Source organism: Inquilinus sp. CAU 1745 (assembly GCF_039839375.1).
Classification (GTDB): Bacteria; Pseudomonadota; Alphaproteobacteria; order DSM-16000; family Inquilinaceae; genus JBDOQU01.
Map to the genome: position 1 here is coordinate 18,986 of NZ_JBDOQU010000004.1, position 23,591 is coordinate 42,576.

The 23,591-nt window shown below is 63.7% G+C and carries 15 protein-coding genes and 1 tRNA gene; 7 read left to right on the forward strand and 9 right to left on the reverse strand.

What is annotated here, in order from left to right:
- Window positions 1-23: 23 nt before the first annotated feature.
- Window positions 24-152, reverse strand: coding sequence for a hypothetical protein (locus AAFN89_RS06375; RefSeq protein ID WP_347537096.1), 129 nt, complete (start codon window positions 150-152; stop codon window positions 24-26).
- Window positions 153-508: 356 nt separating this feature from the next.
- Between AAFN89_RS06375 and AAFN89_RS06380 the strand changes: the two genes are divergently transcribed.
- The 5 genes from AAFN89_RS06380 (at window position 509) to AAFN89_RS06400 (ending at window position 7,767) form a co-directional block, all read left to right on the forward strand.
- The gene (locus AAFN89_RS06380) at window positions 509-1,249 is read left to right on the forward strand and encodes a PhoH family protein (RefSeq protein WP_347537098.1); all 741 of its coding nucleotides are present in this window, start codon (window positions 509-511) and stop codon (window positions 1,247-1,249) included.
- A 116-nt stretch (window positions 1,250-1,365) separates the two neighbouring features.
- A tRNA-Ser gene (locus tag AAFN89_RS06385) sits at window positions 1,366-1,458 on the forward strand.
- A 401-nt stretch (window positions 1,459-1,859) separates the two neighbouring features.
- Complete coding sequence (locus AAFN89_RS06390; RefSeq protein WP_347537100.1) at window positions 1,860-3,983, forward strand: hypothetical protein; 2,124 nt, start codon at window positions 1,860-1,862, stop codon at window positions 3,981-3,983.
- A 310-nt stretch (window positions 3,984-4,293) separates the two neighbouring features.
- Window positions 4,294-5,181 (forward strand): hypothetical protein, encoded by an 888-nt coding sequence (locus tag AAFN89_RS06395; protein WP_347537102.1) that lies wholly within the window; start codon window positions 4,294-4,296, stop codon window positions 5,179-5,181.
- Window positions 5,182-5,400: 219 nt separating this feature from the next.
- A complete protein-coding gene (locus AAFN89_RS06400) occupies window positions 5,401-7,767 on the forward strand; it encodes an arylsulfatase (RefSeq protein WP_347537105.1) in 2,367 nt (788 codons plus the stop codon).
- A 131-nt stretch (window positions 7,768-7,898) separates the two neighbouring features.
- Here the strand turns inward: AAFN89_RS06400 and katG are convergent, their stop codons facing one another.
- Entirely contained in the window at window positions 7,899-10,094 is a 2,196-nt protein-coding gene (katG, locus tag AAFN89_RS06405; protein ID WP_347537107.1) for a catalase/peroxidase HPI, read from the reverse strand.
- A 105-nt stretch (window positions 10,095-10,199) separates the two neighbouring features.
- On the opposite strand from katG, the gene AAFN89_RS06410 reads away from it, so the two are divergent.
- Window positions 10,200-11,081 (forward strand): LysR substrate-binding domain-containing protein, encoded by an 882-nt coding sequence (locus AAFN89_RS06410; protein ID WP_347537110.1) that lies wholly within the window; start codon window positions 10,200-10,202, stop codon window positions 11,079-11,081.
- Window positions 11,082-11,365: 284 nt separating this feature from the next.
- Window positions 11,366-12,010: a LysE family translocator gene (locus AAFN89_RS06415; protein ID WP_347537112.1), complete on the forward strand. Its 645-nt coding sequence runs from the start codon at window positions 11,366-11,368 to the stop codon at window positions 12,008-12,010.
- 26 nt (window positions 12,011-12,036) lie between these two features.
- On the opposite strand, the gene AAFN89_RS06420 is transcribed toward AAFN89_RS06415, so the two are convergent.
- From AAFN89_RS06420 to AAFN89_RS06450, 7 genes are all read right to left on the reverse strand, one after another.
- A complete protein-coding gene (locus AAFN89_RS06420; RefSeq protein WP_347537114.1) occupies window positions 12,037-12,510 on the reverse strand; it encodes a VOC family protein in 474 nt (157 codons plus the stop codon).
- Between the two features lie 788 nt (window positions 12,511-13,298).
- On the reverse strand, window positions 13,299-14,426 hold the full coding sequence (locus AAFN89_RS06425) for a hypothetical protein (protein WP_347537116.1): 1,128 nt from the start codon (window positions 14,424-14,426) through the stop codon (window positions 13,299-13,301).
- Between the two features lie 73 nt (window positions 14,427-14,499).
- Window positions 14,500-14,889: a response regulator gene (locus AAFN89_RS06430; RefSeq protein WP_347537118.1), complete on the reverse strand. Its 390-nt coding sequence runs from the start codon at window positions 14,887-14,889 to the stop codon at window positions 14,500-14,502.
- The gene (locus AAFN89_RS06435; RefSeq protein WP_347537120.1) at window positions 14,843-18,802 is read right to left on the reverse strand and encodes a chemotaxis protein CheB; all 3,960 of its coding nucleotides are present in this window, start codon (window positions 18,800-18,802) and stop codon (window positions 14,843-14,845) included. The genes AAFN89_RS06430 and AAFN89_RS06435 overlap by 47 nt, the downstream gene beginning before the upstream one ends.
- A gap of 113 nt (window positions 18,803-18,915) precedes the next feature.
- Window positions 18,916-19,389 (reverse strand): transcription elongation factor GreA, encoded by a 474-nt coding sequence (gene greA / locus AAFN89_RS06440; RefSeq protein ID WP_347537122.1) that lies wholly within the window; start codon window positions 19,387-19,389, stop codon window positions 18,916-18,918.
- 68 nt (window positions 19,390-19,457) lie between these two features.
- Window positions 19,458-22,709 carry a carbamoyl-phosphate synthase large subunit gene (gene carB, locus AAFN89_RS06445; protein ID WP_347537125.1) on the reverse strand — a complete coding sequence of 1,084 codons (3,252 nt, stop codon included), beginning with the start codon at window positions 22,707-22,709 and terminating at the stop codon, window positions 19,458-19,460.
- A 384-nt stretch (window positions 22,710-23,093) separates the two neighbouring features.
- On the reverse strand, window positions 23,094-23,573 hold the full coding sequence (locus tag AAFN89_RS06450) for a winged helix-turn-helix transcriptional regulator (protein ID WP_347537127.1): 480 nt from the start codon (window positions 23,571-23,573) through the stop codon (window positions 23,094-23,096).
- Window positions 23,574-23,591 lie beyond the last annotated feature (18 nt).

A 23,591-nucleotide genomic window follows, 5' to 3' on the forward strand; every position in this document is an offset into this window, starting at 1 on the left:
GTCGGCGGCTTCAGGATCGGGCTTCAGAAGACGAAGAAGTAAGCGAGTATAAGGACGATCGCCGCCAGCGCAAAGGAGATCGCCAGTACGTAGCGGCCTCCCTGATGGGTAATGCCCTGGCGCGCATCCGTCCGGTTCTTTTCGAGCGGCATGGGTGGCCTCCCTCGACGGTTTCGTGTCGGTCAGCCTTTCAACGGGAAGCCGCCGCTATTTGATCCCCGATCGCGAGGACTATCCGGCGGCGTCTCCATATCTTGTGTGAATCTTTCATGTCCCACCCCAAAAGTGCTGTCGCGTCGGCCGCTTTCGGATTAGGATTCATTCCAGTGATCCGCCCTGGCCGAAAGGATTTCCGCTAAGGTCATGACCAGAGGTCGAAGCGCCATCCCGCCTTCACCGCCGTCCCCTGACGGAGCCTCCCTTATCGGCCGTCCTGGATCACTTTCGAACGCCTCCCTCGTGGAGGCGTTTGTCGTTTCAGCCCTCCCACAAAAGATCGGATGCTGTCATGGCTAAACGTGCGTCGCGTCAGGCTGCCACCGCGAAGGTCCGCGCTCTGTTCCCGGATCAGGGGGGCTGGAATCCGCTGGATGGCGGCCCGTCGGACGAACAGCGCCGCGACACCAGCTATGTGCGCAATGTGCGCCCGATGGGCGAGAACCAGAAAACGCTGATGGAGGCGATGGACGGCCGGAACATGGTCGTGGCGCTGGGGCCCGCCGGCACCGGCAAGACCTATCTCGCCATCGCCAAGGCGGTGGAGGCGTTCCAGGCCGGCAAGGTCGGCAAGATCATGCTGTCCCGCCCGGCGGTGGAGGCGGGGGAGAGCCTGGGCTACCTGCCCGGCGACCTACATGAGAAACTGGCCCCCTATCTCCGCCCGCTCTACGACGCGCTGTCCGACCGGCTGGGCGGCAAGCAGTTGAAGGCGCTCCTGGCCGATGGCTCGATAGAGATCGCGCCCGTCGCCTTCATGCGCGGGCGCACGCTGAACAACGCCTTCATCGTGATCGACGAGGCGCAGAACTGCACCTACGGCCAGATCAAGATGCTGCTGACCCGGCTGGGCTGGCATTCCACCATGGTGCTGACCGGCGACCCGGACCAGAGCGACCTTCTACCGGGCCTTTCCGGCCTCGCGGACATCGCTGGGCGGCTCGACGCGCTGGACGACATCGCCGTCGTCCGCCTGACCGACCGCGACATCGTGCGCCACCCGCTGGTCGCCAGCATGCTGACGGTGCTGTGAGGGACGCCGTCCTCGCTCGGGCCGCCGCTCGCGCCGATTGACAACCGCCCGCGCCCGCCGCTAGAACCGGCAAGCCTAACGGCCGCTCCGCCCCTTAGGGCGGAGCGCGCCGCGCCGGAGGGGTGGCCGAGTGGCTGAAGGCGGCGGTTTGCTAAACCGTTATAGGGGGATAACTCCTATCGAGGGTTCGAATCCCTTCCCCTCCGCCAAACACCGCCGATTGTCCTCTATGATGCGGTATCGCCGCCAATCACCGCGTCTTCAGCACATGGCATAGTGAATCACCGATTTTACACTTTAGCACGATCTATCTTGGCCCAGCGCGATGGACTGGCGCAGCGCAATAATGGCGGCTCTCGACCCCATTGCAGACTTTCAAACCAATTGAGAAGATGCCAAAAAGCTGCCGTTCGTCCATTCACGCCAACTGCTTTGTATCGAGGCAATTTAAAGGTCGCACTCGTCTGTCGATACGAGCAATTCGCGCAATGCCGAGATCGGGAGCAGGACGAGGGGGAACCCTAAGTAATTATGCCGCGGCACCTTGACGCGTGTAGTCGCCACTGGCCAAGGATAGGGCTGAAGTTTTTGGGGCATCGATCGGACGACAATGACGCTTGATATCAGGGGCAGTATCAAGAATACGAAGCTCAGCTCGAATCCGTATGTCGTTTTTGAAGAGCTTCTTTCGAATGCGATAGATTCCTTCCTGATACGGAAGGACGCCGATCCGTCAGTGGCGCACCTGAAGGTGGTCATCAAGGTCGATTTTTTGCGCGATGATCTGCTTGGAGACCAAGAGGAGCTTGTCATCTCGTGCGCCGACAACGGTTGCGGCCTCGGTGATCCCCAGCTTCATGCATTCCTGACTAAGGACACGTCCTACAAGGATGACCTGGACATTCCCGGCATCGTCCAATGCAAGGGGGCGGGCCGAATCCAGTTCTTCCACCATTTTGCCGAACTCTCGATCGACAGCAATTTCTGGACAGAGGATGCACTTGTCCGTCGGCAGATGCGCTATACTGAAATACAGAAGCAAATCGACTTCAGTGATTTCACGCATAGCGTCGGCAATGAAGCTGATATTGGTACGAAGATTCGACTGAGCGAATTTAAGGACTCCGCGCGGACCCGGGTACTGCACGGGGAGGCGCCGAGCACGCTGTATTCAGCGCATGCGCTGAAAAGGGAGATGCTCGTCGCATTTCTTCAGCGCTTAGTGGGACTTCAAACCGGCCTCGGCGACTTCGAGATAACATTCACCTCAAAGCGCTGGAATCAGGAAGAGGCGGAGACCGATCACCTGCGCCGAGTCAATCTGCCCGAGGTGACGGCGCAGCGATCTGTGCAGGTCGAGGAGCGGGACCCGCGAACCGGCGACGGCCTCAACACGTTTCAAATTTTCAACCTTTCGCACTACCGGCTCGATCCCACCCAGTATGACCTTCCCAAGAACGCGATCGCACTGTGCGCAAAGTCATCGCCGGTCCGAGATATTACGGCCTACTATCTTCGAACCCGCGCCGAACAGAATAATCCAGTTAGTGGCTTCCACCACATCGTGCTCGTGGAGAGCCCGTTTCTGGACGACAGGGTCAACGAGCAACGAGACAATTTCGACAACATCCCAGACGAGCTTCCGTCGGACATGTTTTCTTCCGACCGGATTTCATACGCCGACATCCATGCAGAAATCGACCCAATAATCGAAGAGATGGTCGCCCCTTCTAACTGGAATAAGGAGGAGGTGCTTAAAGAAATCAGCGAACAATTCGGCTTGAACGAGGCGATGCTCGCCGACACAACGACCCGGATTCGGTATGGAGAACCAGCTAAGGCAGTCGTTGAACGCGTTCTAAAAAAGTATCAGGAGCGTGTAATCGATGAGACGGCCGAGATTTTCTCGCTCAAAGAAGAGATACTGAGATCTGAGCCGGACTCAAACGAGTTCAGAACTAAGGTTCATGAGCTGTCGTGGAAGTATACCGCGTCACTCAAGAACTTCGATATGGCTAACCTTTCGCAGCTAATTGTTCGCAGAACGGCGATCGTGGAAATACTGAGCCTTGCCTGTAAGAAGGAACTGTTGGTTCAAGCGGTGGTGAAAGGTGAACGGCGCAAAGATGAGCGCATCATCCACAGCATTTTCTTCCCGATGCAGAAGGACAGCGCCAGTGTGTCCGATCACGATATCTGGCTGTTGAGCGAGGAGTATCACTATTACGATTACATCGCGTCGGATATGCCACTGGCCAATATCGCCTGGGATGGGGGCGAGAAGGTATTCGATGAGGACATTGATGAGAGCTTCCAAGAGATTCTAGCCAAGCGCACTGACGAGAATAGCAAGAAGCGCCCTGACATAGCCCTGTTTAGCCAAGAGGGGTCGGCGATCATCATCGAATTTAAGGCGCCCGGCATCCCGATGGATGACCACATTGGTGATCTGACTGAATACGCACATCTGCTCGCCGCAAAATCTGATGGTAAGCTGAAGCGGTTCTATTGTTACTTGATTGGTGACACGTTGAACCCATTGCGGATGGGGCCGGGTTGGACTCAATTTCCGGTCGGACAAGGCTGGTTCCAATCAGGTGAGTTGCGTGACCCGGCATCGCGGCAACAACTCGGTGAGACGTACTCGGAGATTTTGTTCTTTGACGATGTGGTTGATCGCGCGCGGAAGCGGATCGGCGTGTATAAGGACAAGCTGAATATCAGTTTCAGTTAGCCTTGCCGATGCTGGAGGCAGAGAGGCTTTCTGCACCACTAGCCGCGTCAGAGTTTCGTTTCGCAAAGATAAGCCAAACGGTCGCAAGTTGACGGTACCTGATGCTTGAGCGGCCGAGTTTGGAACAGTTTTTGCGGAGATCTGCTTCGGGACGATTCAAGCCGGGCAGCCGTAATCTACCGTAAATTACTTACGCATTGATGCGCGCCTGCGATCCTGAACCAGGATCGGAGATGCTGCGCCGCTTCGAGGGGGAGGCGCGGCGTCCGGTCGCACTGCAATGTGGGGATCAGGTCCAGGCCGGCCGATAATGCTCAAGCTCACGACATTCTATGGCGGCTTACTGACGGCAGGCGATCGCATTGCCGCCTCGGACCGGTCGTCTGATGCCGGTCGCCGACGCAGCGAACCCCCACGAATGCCGTGGAAGGCGCGGGCCGTACTGGCGCTCGTTGCAGCCGCAATTCTCGCAACGGGAACGCCGGCACGGGCCGATGACGGGCCAGTCTCGTCGTCGGCCACGGGCTGGTCCTTTCAACTCTCGCCCTATCTCTGGATGACCGGCCTGAACGGCGATGTCGGCACCCGGCCGCGTCTGCCGACCGTCGATGTCGATGCGGGCTTCGACGAGATTTTCGAGCATCTCGACTTCGCCTTCATGGCCGTGGCCGAGGCGCGCCACGGCCGCGTAGGCGCCCTTGTGGACGTTGCCTATCTGCCCCTGAGCGCCGATGGCACGACGCCCGGTGCGCACTTCGGCGATGTCGATGTCGACAACACAACCTTCTTCGGAACGTTCAGCCTTGGCTACCGCGCGTTTGACGATCCTGCGGGGACGGTAGACGTACTGGCGGGCGTGCGAGCCTGGAGCGTCGATAACGACGTGACCTTCACCGCCGGGCTGCTGCCGCAGGTCGAGACGGGAGTGAGCGAGTCATGGGTGGATCCGGTAGTCGGTCTGCGTGGCCAGGTGGATCTCGGCTCCCGCTTCTTCGCGTCGGCCTATGGCGACATCGGCGGCTTCGGCGTCGTGTCCGACCTGACATGGCAGGTCTATGGCGGCGTCGGCTATCGTTTCTCCGACTTTATCGCCGGCCAGATCGGTTATCGGCACCTCAGCGTCGATTACGAAGATGATGGTTTCGTCTGGGACGTCGAACTGAGCGGACCGACGGTCGGCCTCAGCATCCGGTTCTAGGTTCCCTGGTTCGCCCGACCTCCCCCCCTGTGTCGTCATCTTGCCCGACGGCGCGTCACGGTTGTGCGTGCCGCAGGTAGTTTACCGTAAATTACTTTCGGCCGGTCCGCGCCCCATCGATCCTGCCTGAAACCGCGAAGATCCCGGAACCGCGCCATCGGCCGTCGGGGGAGCGGCTCCCTATCCCCCAGGGCCAGGACTTCGCGAGGAGAGTCTCCCATGCGTCCGCTCTCGACATCCGGCATTTCGTTGATCATGGTCGGCGCGATCAGCCTGTTCGCCGGCAGGCTTCCTGCTCAGGAGTCGCTGCCGTTTCCGCCAACGCCTTCGCCAAGCATCGCCGAGCGGACGATGCAGGAATCGACGTACCAGCCGCTGTCGGAGCCGCGCCGCCTGCCGGCCGATGCGCCGAACGTCCTGATCATCATGCTCGACGACACCGGCCCGGCGCTGCCGAGCACCTTCGGCGGCGACATTCAGACACCGACCCTGTCCCGCCTCGCACAAAGCGGGATCTCGTACAACCGCTTCCACAATACCGCTATGTGCTCGCCGACCCGCGCCGCCCTGCTGACCGGGCGCAACCATCATCGCGTCGGATTCGGGCAGATCGCCGAGCTCTCGAACAACTGGGACGGCTACAGCGGAATGTGGCCGGCCACCACCGCCTCGGTCGCCACTGTCCTCGGCGACTATGGATATGCCACCTCGGCGTTCGGCAAATGGCACAACACGCCGGCAGACGAGACGACGCAGATGGGCCCGTTCGACCGTTGGCCGACAGGGCGCCTCGTGGGCTTCGACTACTTCTACGGTTTCCTCGCCGGCGAGTCGTCGCAATGGGAGCCGGCGATCGTCGAGAACACCGTGCGCATCGAGCCGCCTGATCGCCCGGGCTACCACTTCACCGAGGACATGACGGACCAGGCAGTCGGATGGCTTCGCCGGCAGCGTGCCCTGGCGCCGGAGAGACCGTTCTTCTTGTATTGGGCGCCTGGGGCGGCGCATGGCCCGCACCACATCTTCAGCGAATGGGCGGACAGGTACGACGGCAGGTTCGATGATGGCTGGGATGCCATGCGCGAGCGCATCTTCGCGCGCCAGAAGGATCTCGGCTGGATTCCGGCGGACGCCGAACTGACCTCAAGACCTGCGACACTTCCTGCCTGGAACGATATTCCCGATGATGAGAAGCCGTTTCAAATTCGCTTGATGGAAGTGTTCGCCGGCTATGTCGAGCATGCGGACACGCAGGCTGGCCGGCTGATCGACGAACTCGAAAACCTCGGGGTCCGTGACAACACGCTGGTTTTCTACATCTGGGGCGACAACGGATCGAGCGCCGAAGGCCAGCGCGGGACGATCAGTGAGCTTCTCGCGCAGAACGGCATTGCGACCGAGACCGAGGACCATCTGCGGGCGCTCGAGGAGCTGGGCGGTCTCGACGTCTTGGGCGGTCCGGAAACCGATCCCATGTATCACGCCGGTTGGGCATGGGCGGGCAGCACGCCCTATCAGGCGACCAAGCTTGTCGCCTCTCACTTCGGCGGCACGCGCACGCCGCTCGTCGTGTCGTGGCCGCAATCGATCGCGGCCGATGATGCGCCGCATCCCCAGTTCCACCATGTCAACGACATCGTGCCGACGATCTACGACGTGCTCGGCATCGAGCCGCCGCGTCTCGTCGACGGTGTGTCGCAAAGCCCGCTGGACGGCGTCAGCATGCGGTACAGCTTCGCCTCCGCCACGGCGCCAGACCAGAAAACGGAGCAGTATTTCGAGATCATGGGCAGCCGCGCCCTCTATCGGGATGGCTGGATCGCCTCGGCATTCGGGCCGCGCACTCCCTGGGTGCCCGGGATGGACCCGAGCATCCTGACATGGACGCCCGACAACGACGTCTGGGAGCTTTACGACCTGCGCTCCGACTTTTCGCAGGCGCTGGATCTGGCGGCACAGCAGCCGGAGAGGGTCGCGACGATGGTGGATGCCTTCAACGTCACGGCAGAGGCCAACAGGGTTTATCCGATCGGCGGGGGCCTGTGGTCGATCCTCCATCCGGAGAACGCGCCCCACAATTCCGCGACGGCGTTCCGGTACACACAGGACGTTACCGCCGTCCCGGAATTCGCCGCACCGAAGCTCGGTGCGCGCAGCAACCTGGTCACCATCGATACCGAATTGAACCCCGACTCCGCCGGCGTGTTGTACGCGCTTGGCGCATTCTCGGGCGGGCTTGCGCTATGGGTCGAGAACGGCAAGATCACCTACGAGTACAACCTGTTCGAAATCGAGCGCACGCGCATCGAGTCGACTGGGTCCCTGCCGACCGGGGCCGCGACGATCGAGGTCGAATCGCGCTTCGGCCAGGGCCACGCCGCTCCGATCGACGTGACGATCCGCGTCAACGGACAGGCTGTTGCCGAAGGGCATGTACCGCGATCGGCGCCGCTGGCCTTCACCGCGAATGACGCGTTCGACGTCGGCAGGGACAGCTATTCGCCGGTCTCCCTGGCCTATTTCGACCGGGCGCCGTTCACGTTCGACGGCGAGATCAAGGAACTCGCGGTGAATTACATGGAGTAACCGCATCGCGGCGGCACACCGCCGCGCATTGGAACCCGTCGATGCATCTGGCGCGGTCGCACGGGACTGCATGAACTGCGCAGCCGCGATCGGCTTCGATCGCGGCTGCGCTCTACTCAAACCGCTCGACCCTACTGCGGCCGCCGCACTATGTCGAAGCGGTCGGCGTTCATCACCTTTGTCCAGGCCGCGGCGAAGTCCTTCGCGAACTTCTCCTTCGAATCGCTGGCGGCATAGACCTCCGCGAAGGCGCGAAGCTGCGAGTGCGAGCCGAAGATCAGGTCGACGCGGGTGCCGGTCCATTTCAGCTCGTTGGTCTTCCTGTCGCGGCCTTCATACAGATCGTCCGCTTCGGGAGACAGGTTCCACTGCGTGCCCATATCCAGCAGGTTGACGAAGAAATCGTTGGTCAGCCTGCCCGGCGTCTCGGTGAAGACGCCATGCTTCGAATCGCCGGCATTCGCGCCGAGGACGCGCAGGCCGCCGACGAGCGCCGTCATCTCCGGCCCGGTCAGCGTCAGCAGCTGTGCCCGATCGACCAGGGCCTCCTCGGGCATCATGAACTGCCTGCCGCCGAGATAGTTGCGGAAGCCGTCGGCGCGCGGTTCCAGCGGCGCGAAGGAGTCGATATCGGTCTCCTCCTGCGACGCGTCCATGCGTCCCGGCGTGAACGGAACCCTCACGTCGATCCCGGCATCCTTCGCCGCCTTCTCGACCGCCGCACTGCCAGCAAGGACGATGAGGTCGGCCAGGGAGACCTTCTTGTCGCCCGTCTGCGCGGTGTTGAAGTCCCTCTGGATCGCTTCCAGCTTCTCCAGCACCGTCCTGAGTTGCGCCGGCTGGTTGATCTCCCAGTCCTTCTGCGGCGCAAGCCGGATCCGCGCGCCGTTGGCGCCGCCGCGCTTGTCGGAGCGGCGGAAGGTCGACGCCGATGCCCAGGCCGTGGAGACAAGCTGCGGCACCGAAAGGCCGGAAGCCAGGATCTTCTCCTTGAGCGAGGAGATGTCCTGCTCGCCGATCACCTCATGATCGAGCGTCGGGATCGGGTCCTGCCAGATCAGCGTCTCGTTCGGGACGAGCGGGCCGAGATAGCGCACGCGTGGCCCCATGTCGCGGTGCGTGAGCTTGAACCAGGCGCGTGCGAAGGCATCCGCGAACTGGTCCGGGTTCTCGTGGAAGCGCCGCGAGATCTTCTCGTAGGCCGGGTCGAACCGCAACGAGAGATCGGTGGTCAGCATGGTCGGCAGATGCTTCTTCGACGGATCGTGGGCATCCGGGACCGTGGCTTCGGCGTCCTTCGCCTTCCACTGGTATGCGCCGGCCGGGCTCTTCGTCAGCTCCCATTCGTGCCCGAACAGATTGTCGAAGAAGTGGTTGCTCCACTGCGCCGGGGTCTGCGACCAGGTGACCTCCGGGCCGCCGCCGATGGTGTCGGGTCCGAGACCTGTGCCATGCGAACTCTTCCAGCCGAGGCCCTGATCCTCGATGGCGCCCGTTTCCGGCGCGGGCCCGACCAGCGACGGGTCGCCGGCGCCGTGGGTCTTCCCGAACGTATGGCCGCCGGCGATCAGCGCGACGGTTTCCTCGTCGTTCATCGCCATGCGGAAGAAGGTTTCGCGGATGTCCCTGGCCGCCGCGATCGGGTCGGGCTTGCCGTTCGGCCCTTCCGGATTGACGTAGATCAGGCCCATCTGCACCGCGCCGAGCCGCTCATCGAGCTGGCGTTCGCCGCTATAGCGTTCGTCGCCCAGCCACGTCCCCTCCGGACCCCAGTAGAGCTCTTCCGGCTCCCAGACATCGGCGCGGCCGCCCGCGAACCCGAAGGTCTTGAAGTCCATGGATTCCAGTGCGGCGTTACCCGCCAGCACCATCAGATCGGCCCAAGAGAGCTTGCGGCCGTATTTCTGCTTGATTGGCCACAGCAGCCGGCGCGCCTTGTCGAGGTTGACATTGTCGGGCCAGCTGTTCAGCGGCGCGAACCGCTGCTGCCCGGCGCCGGCCCCGCCGCGGCCGTCGGTGATGCGGTAGGTGCCCGCGCTGTGCCACGCCATCCGGATCATCAGCCCGCCATAGTGACCGAAATCGGCCGGCCACCATTCCTGCGAGTCGGTCATCAAGGCCTTCAAATCCTCGATCACGGCATCGAGGTCGAGGGTCTGGAACTCCTTGGCGTAGTCGAAATCCTTGTCCATCGGATCGGACAGGTCGGAATTCCGATGGAGCATCTCGATGTCCAGCGCCTCCGGCCACCAGTCCCGATTCCTGTGTCCGCGGGCGCCGCCTGTGAACGGGCATTTGCCCGAATTCTCGTCGGTCTTTGTGTCCATTACTGCCTCGCTGCCGGTTGACGTGTTTCCATAGCGTCAATTTACGCAGCGTATCCGATCAGGTAAACTAGGCTTTGCTGATCTCTACGATAAGAAAGTTTTATAATGCCCAGCCCAGTGACTCTCAGGCAGCTGCGCTACTTCGACGCGTTGGCGCATCATAGTCACTTCGGACGCGCGGCAGAAGCTTGTGCGATCTCGCAGCCGGCCCTGTCGATGCAGATCAGGGAGCTGGAGGAGATCCTGGGCGCCGCGCTTATCGAGAGAGGCGGAAGGAAGGTCCGGCTTACGCCGTTCGGGGAACAGGCCTCCCCGCGCGTCCGCGACATCCTGCGCTCGGTCGATGAGCTGGAAGATTTCGCGCGGGTGTCGCGGGACCGGATCGCCAGCCGGTTGCGCGTCGGCATGATCCCCACGGTCGCGCCCTATCTGTTGCCGAAGCTGATCGAGAACCTCACCCGAAAGCACCCGGAACTTGAGATTCATGTGCGTGAGGCGTTGACGTCGAAGCTGATCGAGGAGCTTACGGAAGGCAGGCTCGACGCGGCGATCGTCGCTCTGCCCGTCTCCGAGCCTTCGCTGACCGAAATCGCCCTGTTCGCGGAAAATTTCCTGCTGGTCCGGCCGGGCGAGGATGAGGGAAAGCCGCCGCCCAGCGGTGAGATGCTGCGCGAGATGCGGCTGCTTCTGCTGGACGAGGGGCACTGTTTTCGCGATCAGGCCCTGTCGTTCTGCAATATGCAATCGTCGCCACGGGAGGGGCTGCTGGACGCGAGTTCTTTCTCCACGCTCGTCCAGATGGTCAAGGCCGGCATGGGGGTGACGCTGATCCCGGAAATGGCCTTGGCGGTGGAGACGGGCGCGGGGTCGGTATCGGTCGCTCGCTTCAAGGACCCCCAACCCTCGCGGACCATCGGCATGGTCTGGCGCAAGACGAGCCCTCTGGCCTCACAACTCCTGGAGCTTTCCGGCCTGATCGTTCCTTGACCCAACACCGTCATGCCGGACCCCGATCCGGCATCCATGCGGCATCGATGACGACGGGGGTGCCTCCGGTTCTTCGCCGCCGGCGCAGCGTCACCGGCCTATGGATTCCGGCTCGGAGGCCGGAATGACCAACAAGAGAAGACTCCCTCATGGTGAGCCTGCCGAGCCGTGTATGCCGCGACGTCCTTCGACTAGCTTGTTCGTTGGCGCGTAGCGAATTGACAGACCTGGATAATGCCGGGCTTGATGAAAAAGGAAGATGAGTCGGATCAAGGAATCATGGAATGGAACTGATCACGCCCGGCCCCGCCAGCCTTGTGGTGTTCGTCAGCGCCGCGTTGGTGCTGCTGCTGGTTCCCGGCCCCGCCGTTCTCTACATCTTCGCGCGGTCTGTTGAGCAAGGCCGTCTCGCCGGCTTCATTTCCGTTATCGGCATCCATACCGCCACGCTCGTGCATATCGCGGCCGCCGCCCTTGGCCTGTCGGCGATACTCGCCTCATCCGCGCTCGCCTTCGGCATCATCAAGTACGCCGGCGCCGCCTACCTGATCTGGCTTGGCCTCAGGAAACTCTTCGGGCCCAGACAAGAATCCACCGTCGCGGTCGCGGAGCACAAATACGGGCGGCTGTTCCGCGACGGCTTCGTCGTCAATCTCCTCAACCCCAAGACAGCGCTGTTCTTTCTGGCTTTCCTGCCGCAATTCGTGGATGTGAGCCGCGGGCATGTCGCGATGCAGATCGCCTTCCTGGGGCTGCTCTTCACATTGATCGGATTCGTCACCGACTGCTGCTATGCGCTCGCCGCGGGAACGGCCGGCGGTTGGCTGAAGCGGAACCGCGGATATCTCCAGTTCGAACGGTATATCAGCGGGTTCCTCTTCATCGGCCTCGGCCTGACAGCGGCGTTCGCGGGCAACCAGCGGAAATAGGGCAGAGGAAATAGGGATCGCCAGCCCTATGAACCCCGCGCCGCCGCTTCCAGCCCCGCGATGTCGAGTTTCACCATCCCGAGCATCGCTTCGGTGACTCGCCTGGCCGTGTCCGAATCGGAATCGCCCATGAGTTCGCCGAGCCGTTTGGGCGTGATCTGCCAGGAGAGGCCCCAGCGGTCCTTCAGCCAGCCGCATTGTTCCGTCGACCCGCCTTCTTTCAGCGCGTCCCAGAGATGGTCGATCTCCGCCTGGGTTTCGCATTCGACCATGATCGAGAAGCTGTGGTTGAACGGATCGAGCGGACCCGCCTCGATCGCCATATAGCGTTGGTCGCCGAGCGTGAAGACGCCGATCCTGACGCTGCCTGCAGGCCCGCTCGGCGTGTCGGCCGGCAAGCCGGAGATCGACTGGATCGACGAGCCGGGGATCAGCGATGTGTAGAAGCCGATGGCGGCCTCCATATCCTTCTCGAACCAGAGATTCTGGGTGACCTTCATTGCTGTGATCCTTTCCTTTCAATCGCGATGCGCCAGGGACGCACAATCCGAGGACGGATGAGGCGACCCGTTGCCGACATGCTGAACGATTTTTCTTGCGCGAGAAGTTGTGCCGGAAACGCTGCCTGTTGGTTGCAGATCTGAGCAGCGGTATGCGCCAGCTGTGGGTACACCCTTCGACAGGCGATTCTTTTTGAAGTCATGCTGGACTTAATCCAGCACCCATACGGCATCGATGAAGATCAGGACCACGCCCGATCCCTCGCTGTCGGTGAAGCGGCAAGGGCCCATGGATTCCGGATCAAGTCCGGAATGACCTAAGGGAGAAGCTCTCGCCCCTATCCCCTCATGGCGAGCTTGTCGAACCATGTGCGCCCGGACCCTCCCAATACCGTCATGCCGGACCCCGATCCGGCATCCATGCGGCGTCGATGACGGGCAGGGACCGCGTCCGGTTCTTCACCGCCGGCGCAGCGGCGCCGGCCTATGGATTCCCGATCAAGTCGGGAACGACCAACAAGAGAAGACTTCCTCATGGTGAGCCCGTCGAACCATGTGCGCCCGCACCCTCCCAATACCGTCATGCCGGACCCCGATCCGGCATCCATGCGGCGTCGATGGCGGGCGGAGGCGCGCCCGGTTCTTCGCCGCCGGTGAAGCGGCAAGGGCCTATGGATTCCCGATCAAGTCGGGAACTACCAACAAAGAGGAGACTTCCTCATGGTGAGCTTGTCGAACCATGTGTGCCCGCATCCTTCGACAAGATCAGGACGAGGATCCTGCCGGCTTCATCCCATCTCCACCAACCGCTCGATGAAGCGCTTCTTCCGGGCGTGGCGATCGCGGATCGAGCGGAGCCGGCGGGTGAAGTTTTCGCCTTCACCCCGCTCCTCCGCGATCAGGCGCAGATCGGCCAGAAGCTCCATCGCCATGTCGTAGCCTGAGGGGTTGCGGCGCTCGATCTCCGTTTCGATCTCGTCCCAGACGCCTTCTCCACGGCGCGCCACCGCCTCTATCCGCGCCCGGCGCGCCTTCTCCGCTTCCTCGGCCAGCCGGCGGCGTTCGGCGGCGGCGCGTTCGGCCTCCTCCCGTTCGCGGGCGAGGCGGATTTCTCCGGCGCGGGACCGCAATTCGCCGACAGTACGGGCGGGGCGCGCCGAGGCTTCGGCGTTTAGCCCCTGGCGGTTCCGGACAGCGCGCCGCAGTTCGGCCGCGACATGCCGGTCGCCCTCCGCCAGCCGGGTCAGAAGTTCGGTCTTCTCAGCGTCCGCCATCGCCTCGATGGATTGCCGGACGGCTTTCGGCGAAGGCGCATCCGTCTCTTCGGAACGTTCGGCCGCCGCCTCGACGAGATCGGCATCGATGCCGAAGAAGTCCGCTAACGCCTCCAGCGCCGGCGTCAGCGGCGCGATTCCGGTCAACGGTTCCGGCTCGTCATCCTTGAAGACATCCATTTCGACGCCGATCAGCCACAGGAGATAGAGCGGCCTGAGGTCGCCCGCCAGCAGATCGTCGCGCAGCGGCGCCAGGGCGGCCAGCCAGCCGGAATCGTCATCGTCCCAATCGAACCCTACCTCCTCGCGATCGATGTCGAGGATCAGGTTCTCGCCCGCGTCCCGCACCAGAACGGGATAGTCGTCGCGGATGAAGGGTTCGATCACAGGCCGGTCGACCAGCCGTTTCGGCAGGCGGATCATCAGCCGATGTTCGCCCCAATTGGCGAGGTAGAGGTGAAGGTCGAACCAGCGCTCCATCAGCGCGGCGGGATCGCCCTTGAAGTCGCCCCACTCATAGGAATTCGTGAAGCTCCACGACGTGATCCGCGCCCGCGACGACAGTTCCCTCAGCGAATCGCGATCCTCCTCGTCAAGAGGCCGGTCGACCGCCAGGAATTCGTAATACTGGTATTCGCTCATCGCTCTTGATGGTCATTGCCGAATGGAACGGAAAGCAGCCGACAACGAGCATTACGGCGAGAAGCGCGTAGCCTCAATGGGGTCCTGACGGGCCGGCGGAAATGGCCAGCGCCATGGCGCGTTCGAACTCCCGGGCGTCGAACGGCTTCTTGACGACGATTTCGTCGCGATAGCCGTCGATCAGGCCCTCCACGCCGTATCCGGTGGTGAAGATGAAGGGCACTCCCCGCCGGCGCAGGATATCGGCGACAGGGAAGGAGGGCGAGCCGGCGACGTTGACGTCCAGGACGGCGAAATCGATATCGTCTTCCTTCGCATGCGACAGGGCGCTGTTCATCCGGGTGGCGAGAAACGCCACCTCATGCCCCAAATCGGAGATCATTCCCTCAAGGTGCATGGCGATCAACGGTTCGTCCTCAACGATCAGGATATGCCGGCTGCCTGCTTTCGTCCTGGTCGCCATGCGACTCCATTTTTATTGAATCCAGGGGCATCGGCGCGTCGATGGCGCAGACGACGCCGGAGGGTTCATAGAGAACACGCACCTCGCCGTTCAGTTCCAGCGCCAGCGCCCGTTCGATCAGGCGGGTCCCGAAACCCTGGCGCGCCGGGGGCGTCACCGGGGGGCCGCCGCTTTCCGTCCAGCGCAGCGCCAGGCGTCGGTCCTGGCCCCGCCCGTCCAGCCGCCAGGAGATATCGACATGGCCTTCGTCGTCCGACAGCGCGCCGTATTTCGCGGCGTTGGTCGAAAGCTCGTGCAGCGCCATGGCGATCGCCAGCGCGGCGCTCGGCGGAAGCTGGATGTGCGGGCCGCCGACGCGGAACCGGTCGCCCACGTCGTGAGGCTCGATCGTGTCCTTCACCACGTTCACCAGGTCCGCGCCTTCCCAGTTATCGTGCGTCAGCAGGTCATGGGCCTTGGCGAGCGCGATCAGCCGGGAGCTGAAGGCGGCGCGCGCCTCCTTCAGCGAGGCGGAGTCGCCGAAGGTCTGCGTCGCGATGGCCTGCACCTTCGCCAGGGAATTCTTGACCCGGTGGTTGAGCTCGTCGATGAGGATCTTCCGGTGCTTGTCGGCTTGCCGTCGTTCGGTCATGTCCCGCGCGATCGTCGAGCCGCCGATGGGCGCGCCCCTGGCGTCGGCAAGCGGGGATATGGTCAGCGACACCCACACGTCGCTTCCGTCCTTGCGCCGCCGCACCGTCTCGAAATGCTCGATATGCTCGCCGCGCCGCAAGCGCGCCAGAATGCCGGCTTCCTCCTCGCGCAGCTCAGGCGGCGCCAGCATCATGATGGACTTGCCCACGATCTCCTCCGCCTCGTAGCCGAAGAGCCGCCGGGCGCCATCGTTCCAACTGGTGACGACGCCCTCCAAATCCTTGCTCATGACGGCGTCGTCGGAGGATGAGACGATCGCGGCGAGCCGCCGCGCCGCCGCCTCCGCTCCACTTCGCTCAGTGATGTCCTCGATCGCCAGCAGGATCAGTTCGCCACGGCCGCCGTTTCGCGCCATCCTGCGGGCGTTCAGCAGCATGCAGCGCCGCCCCAGATCCGTGAAATCGTGCTCCACCTCGAAATCGACGACCGCCTGATCGTGGGTCAGGACGTCCTGGAGCAGTTCCCGCAGGCGCGGGATGTCCCATTGCCCGTTCCCAAGCTCATAGACAAGGCGGCCCTCGGTTTCCCCGCGAATGGCGTCGAACTGGTCGTAGAAGGCGCTGTTGGCGGACTGGACGCGAAGGTCGCCGTTCAGGACCAGAAGGGGCTGCCGGATCGTGGACACGATGGCCTCGGAATAGATCCGCGCCTCGTTGACCGCGTCGGCGGCCTGCTTCCGCTCGGTTATGTCCCCGAAGGTGATGACGACGCCCGCGATGCGGTTGTCCCGGGTGCGGTAGGGCAGCATGCGCCGCAGATACCAGCGGCCGGAATCGCTGGAGACCTCCGCGTCGATGCCGGTCAGCTTCCCCAGCACGGCCTCGGCGTCGCGCAGCAGGTCCTCGTCGGCGAATTTCCGCGCGAAATCGGCGACGGAGCGGCCGATGTCGGAGGATACGAGGTTGAACAGTTCCCTGGTCGCCGGCGCGAACCATTTGATGCGGAGATCGGTGTCCAGGAAGAGGGTCGCCGTCTCCGATCCGGCGAGGAGGTTGTTCAGGTCGTTGGTGGTGTTCTCCAACTCCCCGATCTTGTGCTGAAGCTGGCTGTTGACCGTGTTCAGCTCCTCGTTGAACGACTGCAACTCCTCCTTGGAAGTTTCCAGCTCCTCATTGGTGGACTGAAGCTCCTCGTTCATGGAGGTGGCTTCCTCGTTCGACGCCTTCAGCTCCTCGTTGGCGGTTTCCAGATGCTCGATGGTGTTCTGCAGTTCCGCGCGGACGGCGCTCAACTCCTCCTGAAGGTCGCGCTCGCCGGAGGAGATTTCGGCCGGATCGCGCCGGCCGGAATCCTCGGCCGGCGCCGGCCCGCCGTTCGACTTCTCCTCCTCGAAAGTCACCAGCAGGTCGCCGCCCCGGGAGGAAGAGGGAAGCGGCGACACCGTCACCGCGACCGGGCAGCTTCGGCCGTTCCGCCGGATCAGCGCCTTCGTCGCCACGGGCTGGTTCGTCGCCATCGCCTCGCGCACCGCGCCGCGAAGCTTGGCGACAAGCCCCTCCCGGGCCATCGCCATCAGATCCTTCGTCGGCTCGCCCGTCGGCTGCTCCAGATAGTCGCCGGTCCGCCCGTGGAAATAGAGCGCGCGGCATTTCCGGTCGATCAGGACCGACGCCGGCGCGTACCGCTCCAGCAGCGCGCGGCGCGCGACATCGGCCACCGGGGCCGCCGGCTCGGGGGCCGACGGTCGATCGGGATCGCTCGCCGCCGTTCGATCTCCGCCCCGCGTCGGGAAATCGATGATGTCGTGCCGGGTCGGTCCCATCCGGCGGTATATCCGCCACTTCTTGGAGACCGTCTCGAAAAGCTCATCATGCTTCCCGACCGTCTCCGCATTGCCCAGGAACAGATACCCGCCCTGCCTCAGCGCGAAATGGCAGAGCGCGATGATCCTCTGCTGCGCCGCGGGCTCCAGGTAGATCAGCAGGTTCCGGCACGAAACCAGGTCCAGGCGAGAGAAGGGAGGATCGCGCAGCAAATCCTGCGGCGCGAAGACGATCATGTCGCGCAGCTCCTTCCTGACCTGATAGGAGCCGTCCAGTTTCTCGAAGAACCGCCGCAGGCGCTCCGGCGGGAAGCCGGCCATGGCGGACGCCGGGAAGACGCCGTCGCGCGCCTGCCGCAGATTATCCTCCTGCGGGTCGGTCGCGAAGATCTTGAGATCGAACCGCTTTCCCGCCAGTTCGGCCTGCTCCGTCACCAGCATCGCCAGGGAATAGGCTTCCTGTCCGGTCGAGCAGCCGGGCGTCCACATCCGGATGGAGGCTCCGGATTCGCGGTTGGCGACCAGGGGCGCGATCGTCAGCTCCGTCAGGGCCTTCCATGCTTCCGGGTCGCGGAAGAAGGCGGTGACATTGATCATCAGATCCTTGACCAGCGCCGCGATCTCGGCGGGATCGTCGCGCAGGATGCGCAGATATTCGTCCAGGGTCTCGACGTTCCTGAGGCCGAGCCGGCGGTGAACGCGCCGCCGGAGCGTGCTCTGCTTGTAGTTGCGGAAATCGTGGCCGCCCCGCGCGCGGAGGAGATCCAGCACGCCCGCGATGCCGGCCTGTCCCTTCTTCGAGCCGTTGCCGATATCGCCCGGCGCGGCGATATAATCATGGCGAAGATAGCGAAGCAGGGCGGCCGGCATTTCCTCCGGGGCCATGATTTGGTCGGCCAGCTTCTCGGAGATCGCGCTTCGCGGCATCCCGTCGAATTTCGCGGTGTCGGGAGTCTGGACGAAGGCCATGCCGCCCTCCGCCCTGATCGCCTTCAGCCCTTCCGTGCCGTTGGTTCCCGTGCCGGACAGCACGATGGCGATCGATTTCTCCCGCCGGCTCTCCGCGATCGACGCGAACAGCACGTCGACCGGACGCCGATGGCCGCGCGCCTCCGCCGGTTTCAGGAGATGAAGCGCCTCGTCGCCCACTTTCAGATAATAGTCGGGCGCGATGACATAGACATGGTTCGGCGCGATCGACACGCCATCCTCCACCTGGACCACCGGCATGGCGGTGTGCCCGCTCAGCACGTGGGCCATATGGCTTTCGCGCGTCGGGTCCAGGTGCAGCACGATCACGAACGCCGCGCCGCTGTCGTCGGGCATCGCGTCGAAGAACCGGCCCAGCGCCTCGACGCCCCCCGCCGACGCGCCGATGCCGATGACGGGGGTCAGCGAAGCTGCCGCTACGTCTTCGCCGGCCTTGTCGTCGCGGATCTTCTCAACGTCGTCAGCCATGCCGATCCCGCCGGTGGAAGGGTGCGCCCGATATTGCTTATGGAGTCATGCGGCGTCGGACGCCCCAGACACAACAACATAGAGCGCCCGCCGGCACAATGTAGGTCGAATCGTCAGACGTACTGAATCTGGATGATCTCGTAGGATTTGCTGCCGTTGGGGGTCGTCACCTCGACCACGTCGCCGACGGCCTTGCCGATCAGGCCGCGGGCCAGCGGGGCGGTGACGGACAGGCGGCCGGCCTTGATGTCGCTCTCGTCCGCGCCGACGATCTGGTAGACCGCTTCCTCGTCGGTGTCCTCGTCGGCCAGTTTCACTGTCGCGCCGAACTTGACCACGTCGCCCGAAAGCTGGGACACGTCGATGACCTCCGCGCGGGAGATCTTGTCCTCAAGCTCCAGCACCCGGCCCTCGATGAAGCTCTGGCGCTCCCGCGCGGCGTGGTATTCGGCGTTCTCCGACAGGTCGCCATGCTCCCTGGCCTCGGCGATGGCCTTGATGATGGTAGGACGCTCGACGGTCTTCAGATGCTTCAGTTCTTCCTGAAGGCGAATATTGCCCGCCTGCGTCATGGGCACCTTTTCCATGCCTTACTACCTCTCGAGAGAATACAAACAACTGACCGGTCGGCCCGAACGCCGCCGGTTTCTGTCGGTCAATACGCCCCGCGAAGGTAAGACTGGAGCGGGGCGACTTCAAGACGTCCGGCCTTGAGCGCCGCGATGGCCTCCACCGCCGCGCGGGCGCCGGCGACGGTGGTGTAGTAGGGGATGTTGTTGACCAGCGCCGTCCGTCGCAGCGAGAAGCTGTCGCGGATCGCCTGGGCGCCGTCGGTGGTGTTGAACACCAGCGCCACATTGCCGTCGATCATCGCATCCACGATGTGCGGCTGGCCTTCCAGCACCTTGTTGATCCGCTCCACCGGCAGCTTCTCCCGCTCCAGCACCGCGGCGGTGCCGACGGTCGCGATCAGCCTGAAGCCCATGCCGGCCAGCTTCCGGGCCACTGGCACGATCGCCTCCTTGTCATGATCCTTGACCGAGACGAAGACGGCGCCCTCCAGCGGCAGCACCACGCCGGCGCCAAGCTGGCTCTTGGCGAAGGCGCGGCCGAAATCGGCGTCCAGCCCCATCACCTCGCCCGTCGACTTCATCTCCGGCCCCAGCAGCGTATCGACGCCGGGGAAGCGGCTGAACGGGAACACGGCCTCCTTCACCGCCGTATGCGGCGGGGTGGGGCCGTTCAGCGTGAAGGCGGAAAGCTTCTCCCCGGCCATCACCCGGGCGGCGATCTTGGCGATCGGCGTGCCGGTCGCCTTGGCGACGAAGGGCACGGTGCGCGAGGCGCGGGGGTTGACCTCGATCAGGTAGACGTCGCCGTCCTTGACCGCGAACTGCACGTTCATCAGCCCGACGACGCCAAGCGCGCCGGCAAGCTGCTTCGTCTGGCGCTCGATCTCCTGGACCGTGGCCTTCGACAGCGAATGGGGCGGCAGGGCACAGGCGCTGTCGCCGGAATGGATGCCGGCTTCCTCGATATGCTCCATGATGCCCGCGACATAGACCTCATGGCCGTCGCTGACGGCGTCCACGTCGACCTCCGTCGCATCCTGGAGGTAGCTGTCGATCAGCACCGGGTTCTTGCCGGAAACCTTGACCGCCGTAGTGATGTAGCGGCGCAGCATGTCGGCATCGTGGACGATCTCCATCGCCCTTCCGCCCAGCACGTAGCTGGGGCGCATCAGCACCGGGTAGCCGATCTCCTCGGCGATCGCCTCGGCCTCCCCGGCCGACCGGGCGATGCCGCTTGCCGGCTGGCGCAGCCCCAGCAGGTTGATCAGCCCCTTGAACCGCTCCCGGTCCTCGGCCAGGTCGATCGCGTCCCTGGCGGTGCCCAGGATCGGGATGCCGGCTTCCTCCAGATCCTGCGCCAGCTTCAGCGGCGTCTGCCCGCCAAGCTGCACGATCACGCCCGCGAACTCGCCCTTTCGCTGCTCCACCCGGATCAGCTCGATCACATCCTCGGCCGTCAGCGGCTCGAAATAGAGCCGGTCGGAGGTGTCGTAGTCGGTGGAGACGGTCTCCGGGTTGCAGTTGACCATGATGGTCTCGAACCCGGCCTCCTTCAGCGCATAGGCGGCATGGACGCAGCAATAGTCGAATTCGATGCCCTGGCCGATCCGGTTCGGCCCGCCGCCCAGGATGACGATCTTGCGCGCCTCGGTCGGCTCGGATTCGCACTCCGCCGGCTCCAGCCCGTCGCCCTCATAAGCGGAATACATGTAGGGCGTCTGGCTCGCGAACTCCGCCGCGCAGGTATCGATCCGCTTGTAGACCGGCGTGACCTCCAGCCCCCGGCGCGCGGCGGCGACGGCCGGCTCCTCCAGGCCCGCCAGCTCCGCCAGCCTTGCGTCGGAGAAGCCCATCTTCTTCAGCCGCAGGAAGCCCTTGCGGTCGGCGGGAAGGCCGTCCTTCCGTACCTCCTCCTCCGCCCGGACGATGCCTTCGATCTGGCGCAGGAACCAGGGATCGATCCGGCAGGCGGCGCGGACATCCTCCACGCTCATGCCCTGGCGCAGCGCCTGGGCGACGACCAGCAGCCGGTCATGGGTGGGGCGGGAGAGGGCGGCGCGGATGACGTTCATGTCGCCGCCGGAGCCGGCGCCCGGTATCTCCACCTCGTTCAGCCCGGTCAGCCCCGTCTCCATCGACCGCAGCGCCTTCTGGAGGCTTTCCTGGAAGGTCCGGCCGATCGACATCGCCTCGCCGACCGACTTCATGGAGGTGGTCAGGAGCGGGTCCGCGCCGGGGAACTTCTCGAAGGTGAAGCGCGGCATCTTCGTCACGACATAATCGATCGTCGGCTCGAAGGAGGCCGGGGTGACTTCCGTGATGTCGTTCTGAAGTTCGTCCAGCGTATAGCCGACAGCTAGTTTCGCCGCGATCTTGGCGATCGGGAAGCCGGTCGCCTTCGACGCCAGCGCGGAGGACCGGCTGACGCGGGGGTTCATCTCGATCACCACCATCCGGCCGGTGTCGGGATCGACCGCGAACTGGACGTTCGATCCGCCGGTGTCGACCCCGATCTCCCGCAGCACGGCGATCGAGGCGTCGCGCATGAGCTGGTATTCCTTGTCGGTCAGCGTCATGGACGGCGCGACCGTGATGGAATCGCCGGTATGGATGCCCATCGGATCGATATTCTCGATGGCGCAGATGATGATGCAATTGTCGGCGCTGTCGCGCACGACCTCCATCTCGAACTCCTTCCAGCCCAGCACCGATTCCTCGATCAGCACCTGGCTGACGGGGGAGAGCTTGAGGCCGGACCGGACGATCTCCTCGAACTCGGCCTTGTTATAGGCGATGCCGCCGCCCTGGCCGCCCAGCGTGAAGGAGGGGCGGATGATGGCCGGCAGGCCGACCTGCTCCAGCGCGTCCGCGGCCTCCGCGAACTCGGTGATCATGTGCGATCGCGGGCTGTCCAGCCCGATCTTGTCCATCGCCTCGCGGAAAAGCTGCCGGTCTTCCGCCTTGGAGATGACGTCGCGCCGGGCGCCGATCAGTTCGATCCCCAGCCGGGCCAGCGTGCCGTCCTCGTCCAGCGCCATCGCGGTGTTGAGCGCGGTCTGTCCGCCCATGGTCGGCAGCAGCGCGTCGGGCTTCTCCGCCTCCAGGATGCGGGCCACGATCTCCGGCGTGATCGGCTCGATATAGGTCGCGTCCGCCAGCTCCGGATCGGTCATGATCGTCGCCGGGTTGGAGTTGACCAGGATGACGCGGTAGCCTTCCTGCTTCAGCGCCTTGCAGGCCTGGGCGCCGGAATAATCGAACTCGCAGGCCTGGCCGATGACGATCGGCCCGGCGCCGATGATCGCGATGGACTTGATGTCTGTGCGTTTGGGCATGGTTCCGCCGCGTCGGGACAGGGGAGGAGGCGGGCGCTCTTATAAAGAGGAGAACCGCCGGAGGGAAGCCGTCGGTCGAGAAAGCTGCCATGACGGTGAGTGTTCCTGGTCATGCCGGACGACGATCCGGCATCCACACGGTGTTGATGCCTGCTGAAAACGCACCCCATTCTTCGCCGTCGGCGAAGCGGTGAGGCCCTATGGATTCCGCATCAAGTCCGGAATGACCAACAAAAACAACGTCATGCCGGACCACGATCCGGCATCCAGGCGCCTTGCCGGTGGAGGCATTCTCATTGGGTGGGGAAGGCCGAAGTGCGGGGCACCTGGATTCCCGGTCAAGCCGGGAATGACCGGGAAGATGGTGGCGCGCCGACCCAGGACCTATCGCCCGATCGGCAGGCCCGGCTGGTCCTTCACCTCTTCCATCACGACGTAGGTGTGGGTCTGGAGGATGCCGGGCAGCTTGGCCAGATAATCGCCCAGCAGCAGCCGGTAGGCGGCCATGTCGGCGACCCGGACCTTGATCAGATAATCGAATCCGCCGGCGACCATATGGCATTCCAGCACCTGCGGCACATCCATGACGTCCTGCTTGAACCGCTCGAACACGTCGGGCGTGGTGCGGTCCAGCGTCACCTGGGCGAAGATCAGCAGCCCAGCCTCCAGCTTCGTGGGATCGAGGCGTGCGCGGTAGCCGAGGATATAGCCGTCCCGCTCCAGCCGGCGGACCCGTTCCAGGCAAGGAGTGGGACTGAGATTGACCTTGCGCGAAAGGTCTACATTGGTGATCCGCCCGTCTTCCTGCAGGATGCGGAGGATCTTGCGGTCGATAGCGTCCAGCGCCCTGGCGGATGAGTCCATGCAGGATTTTTCTCTAGG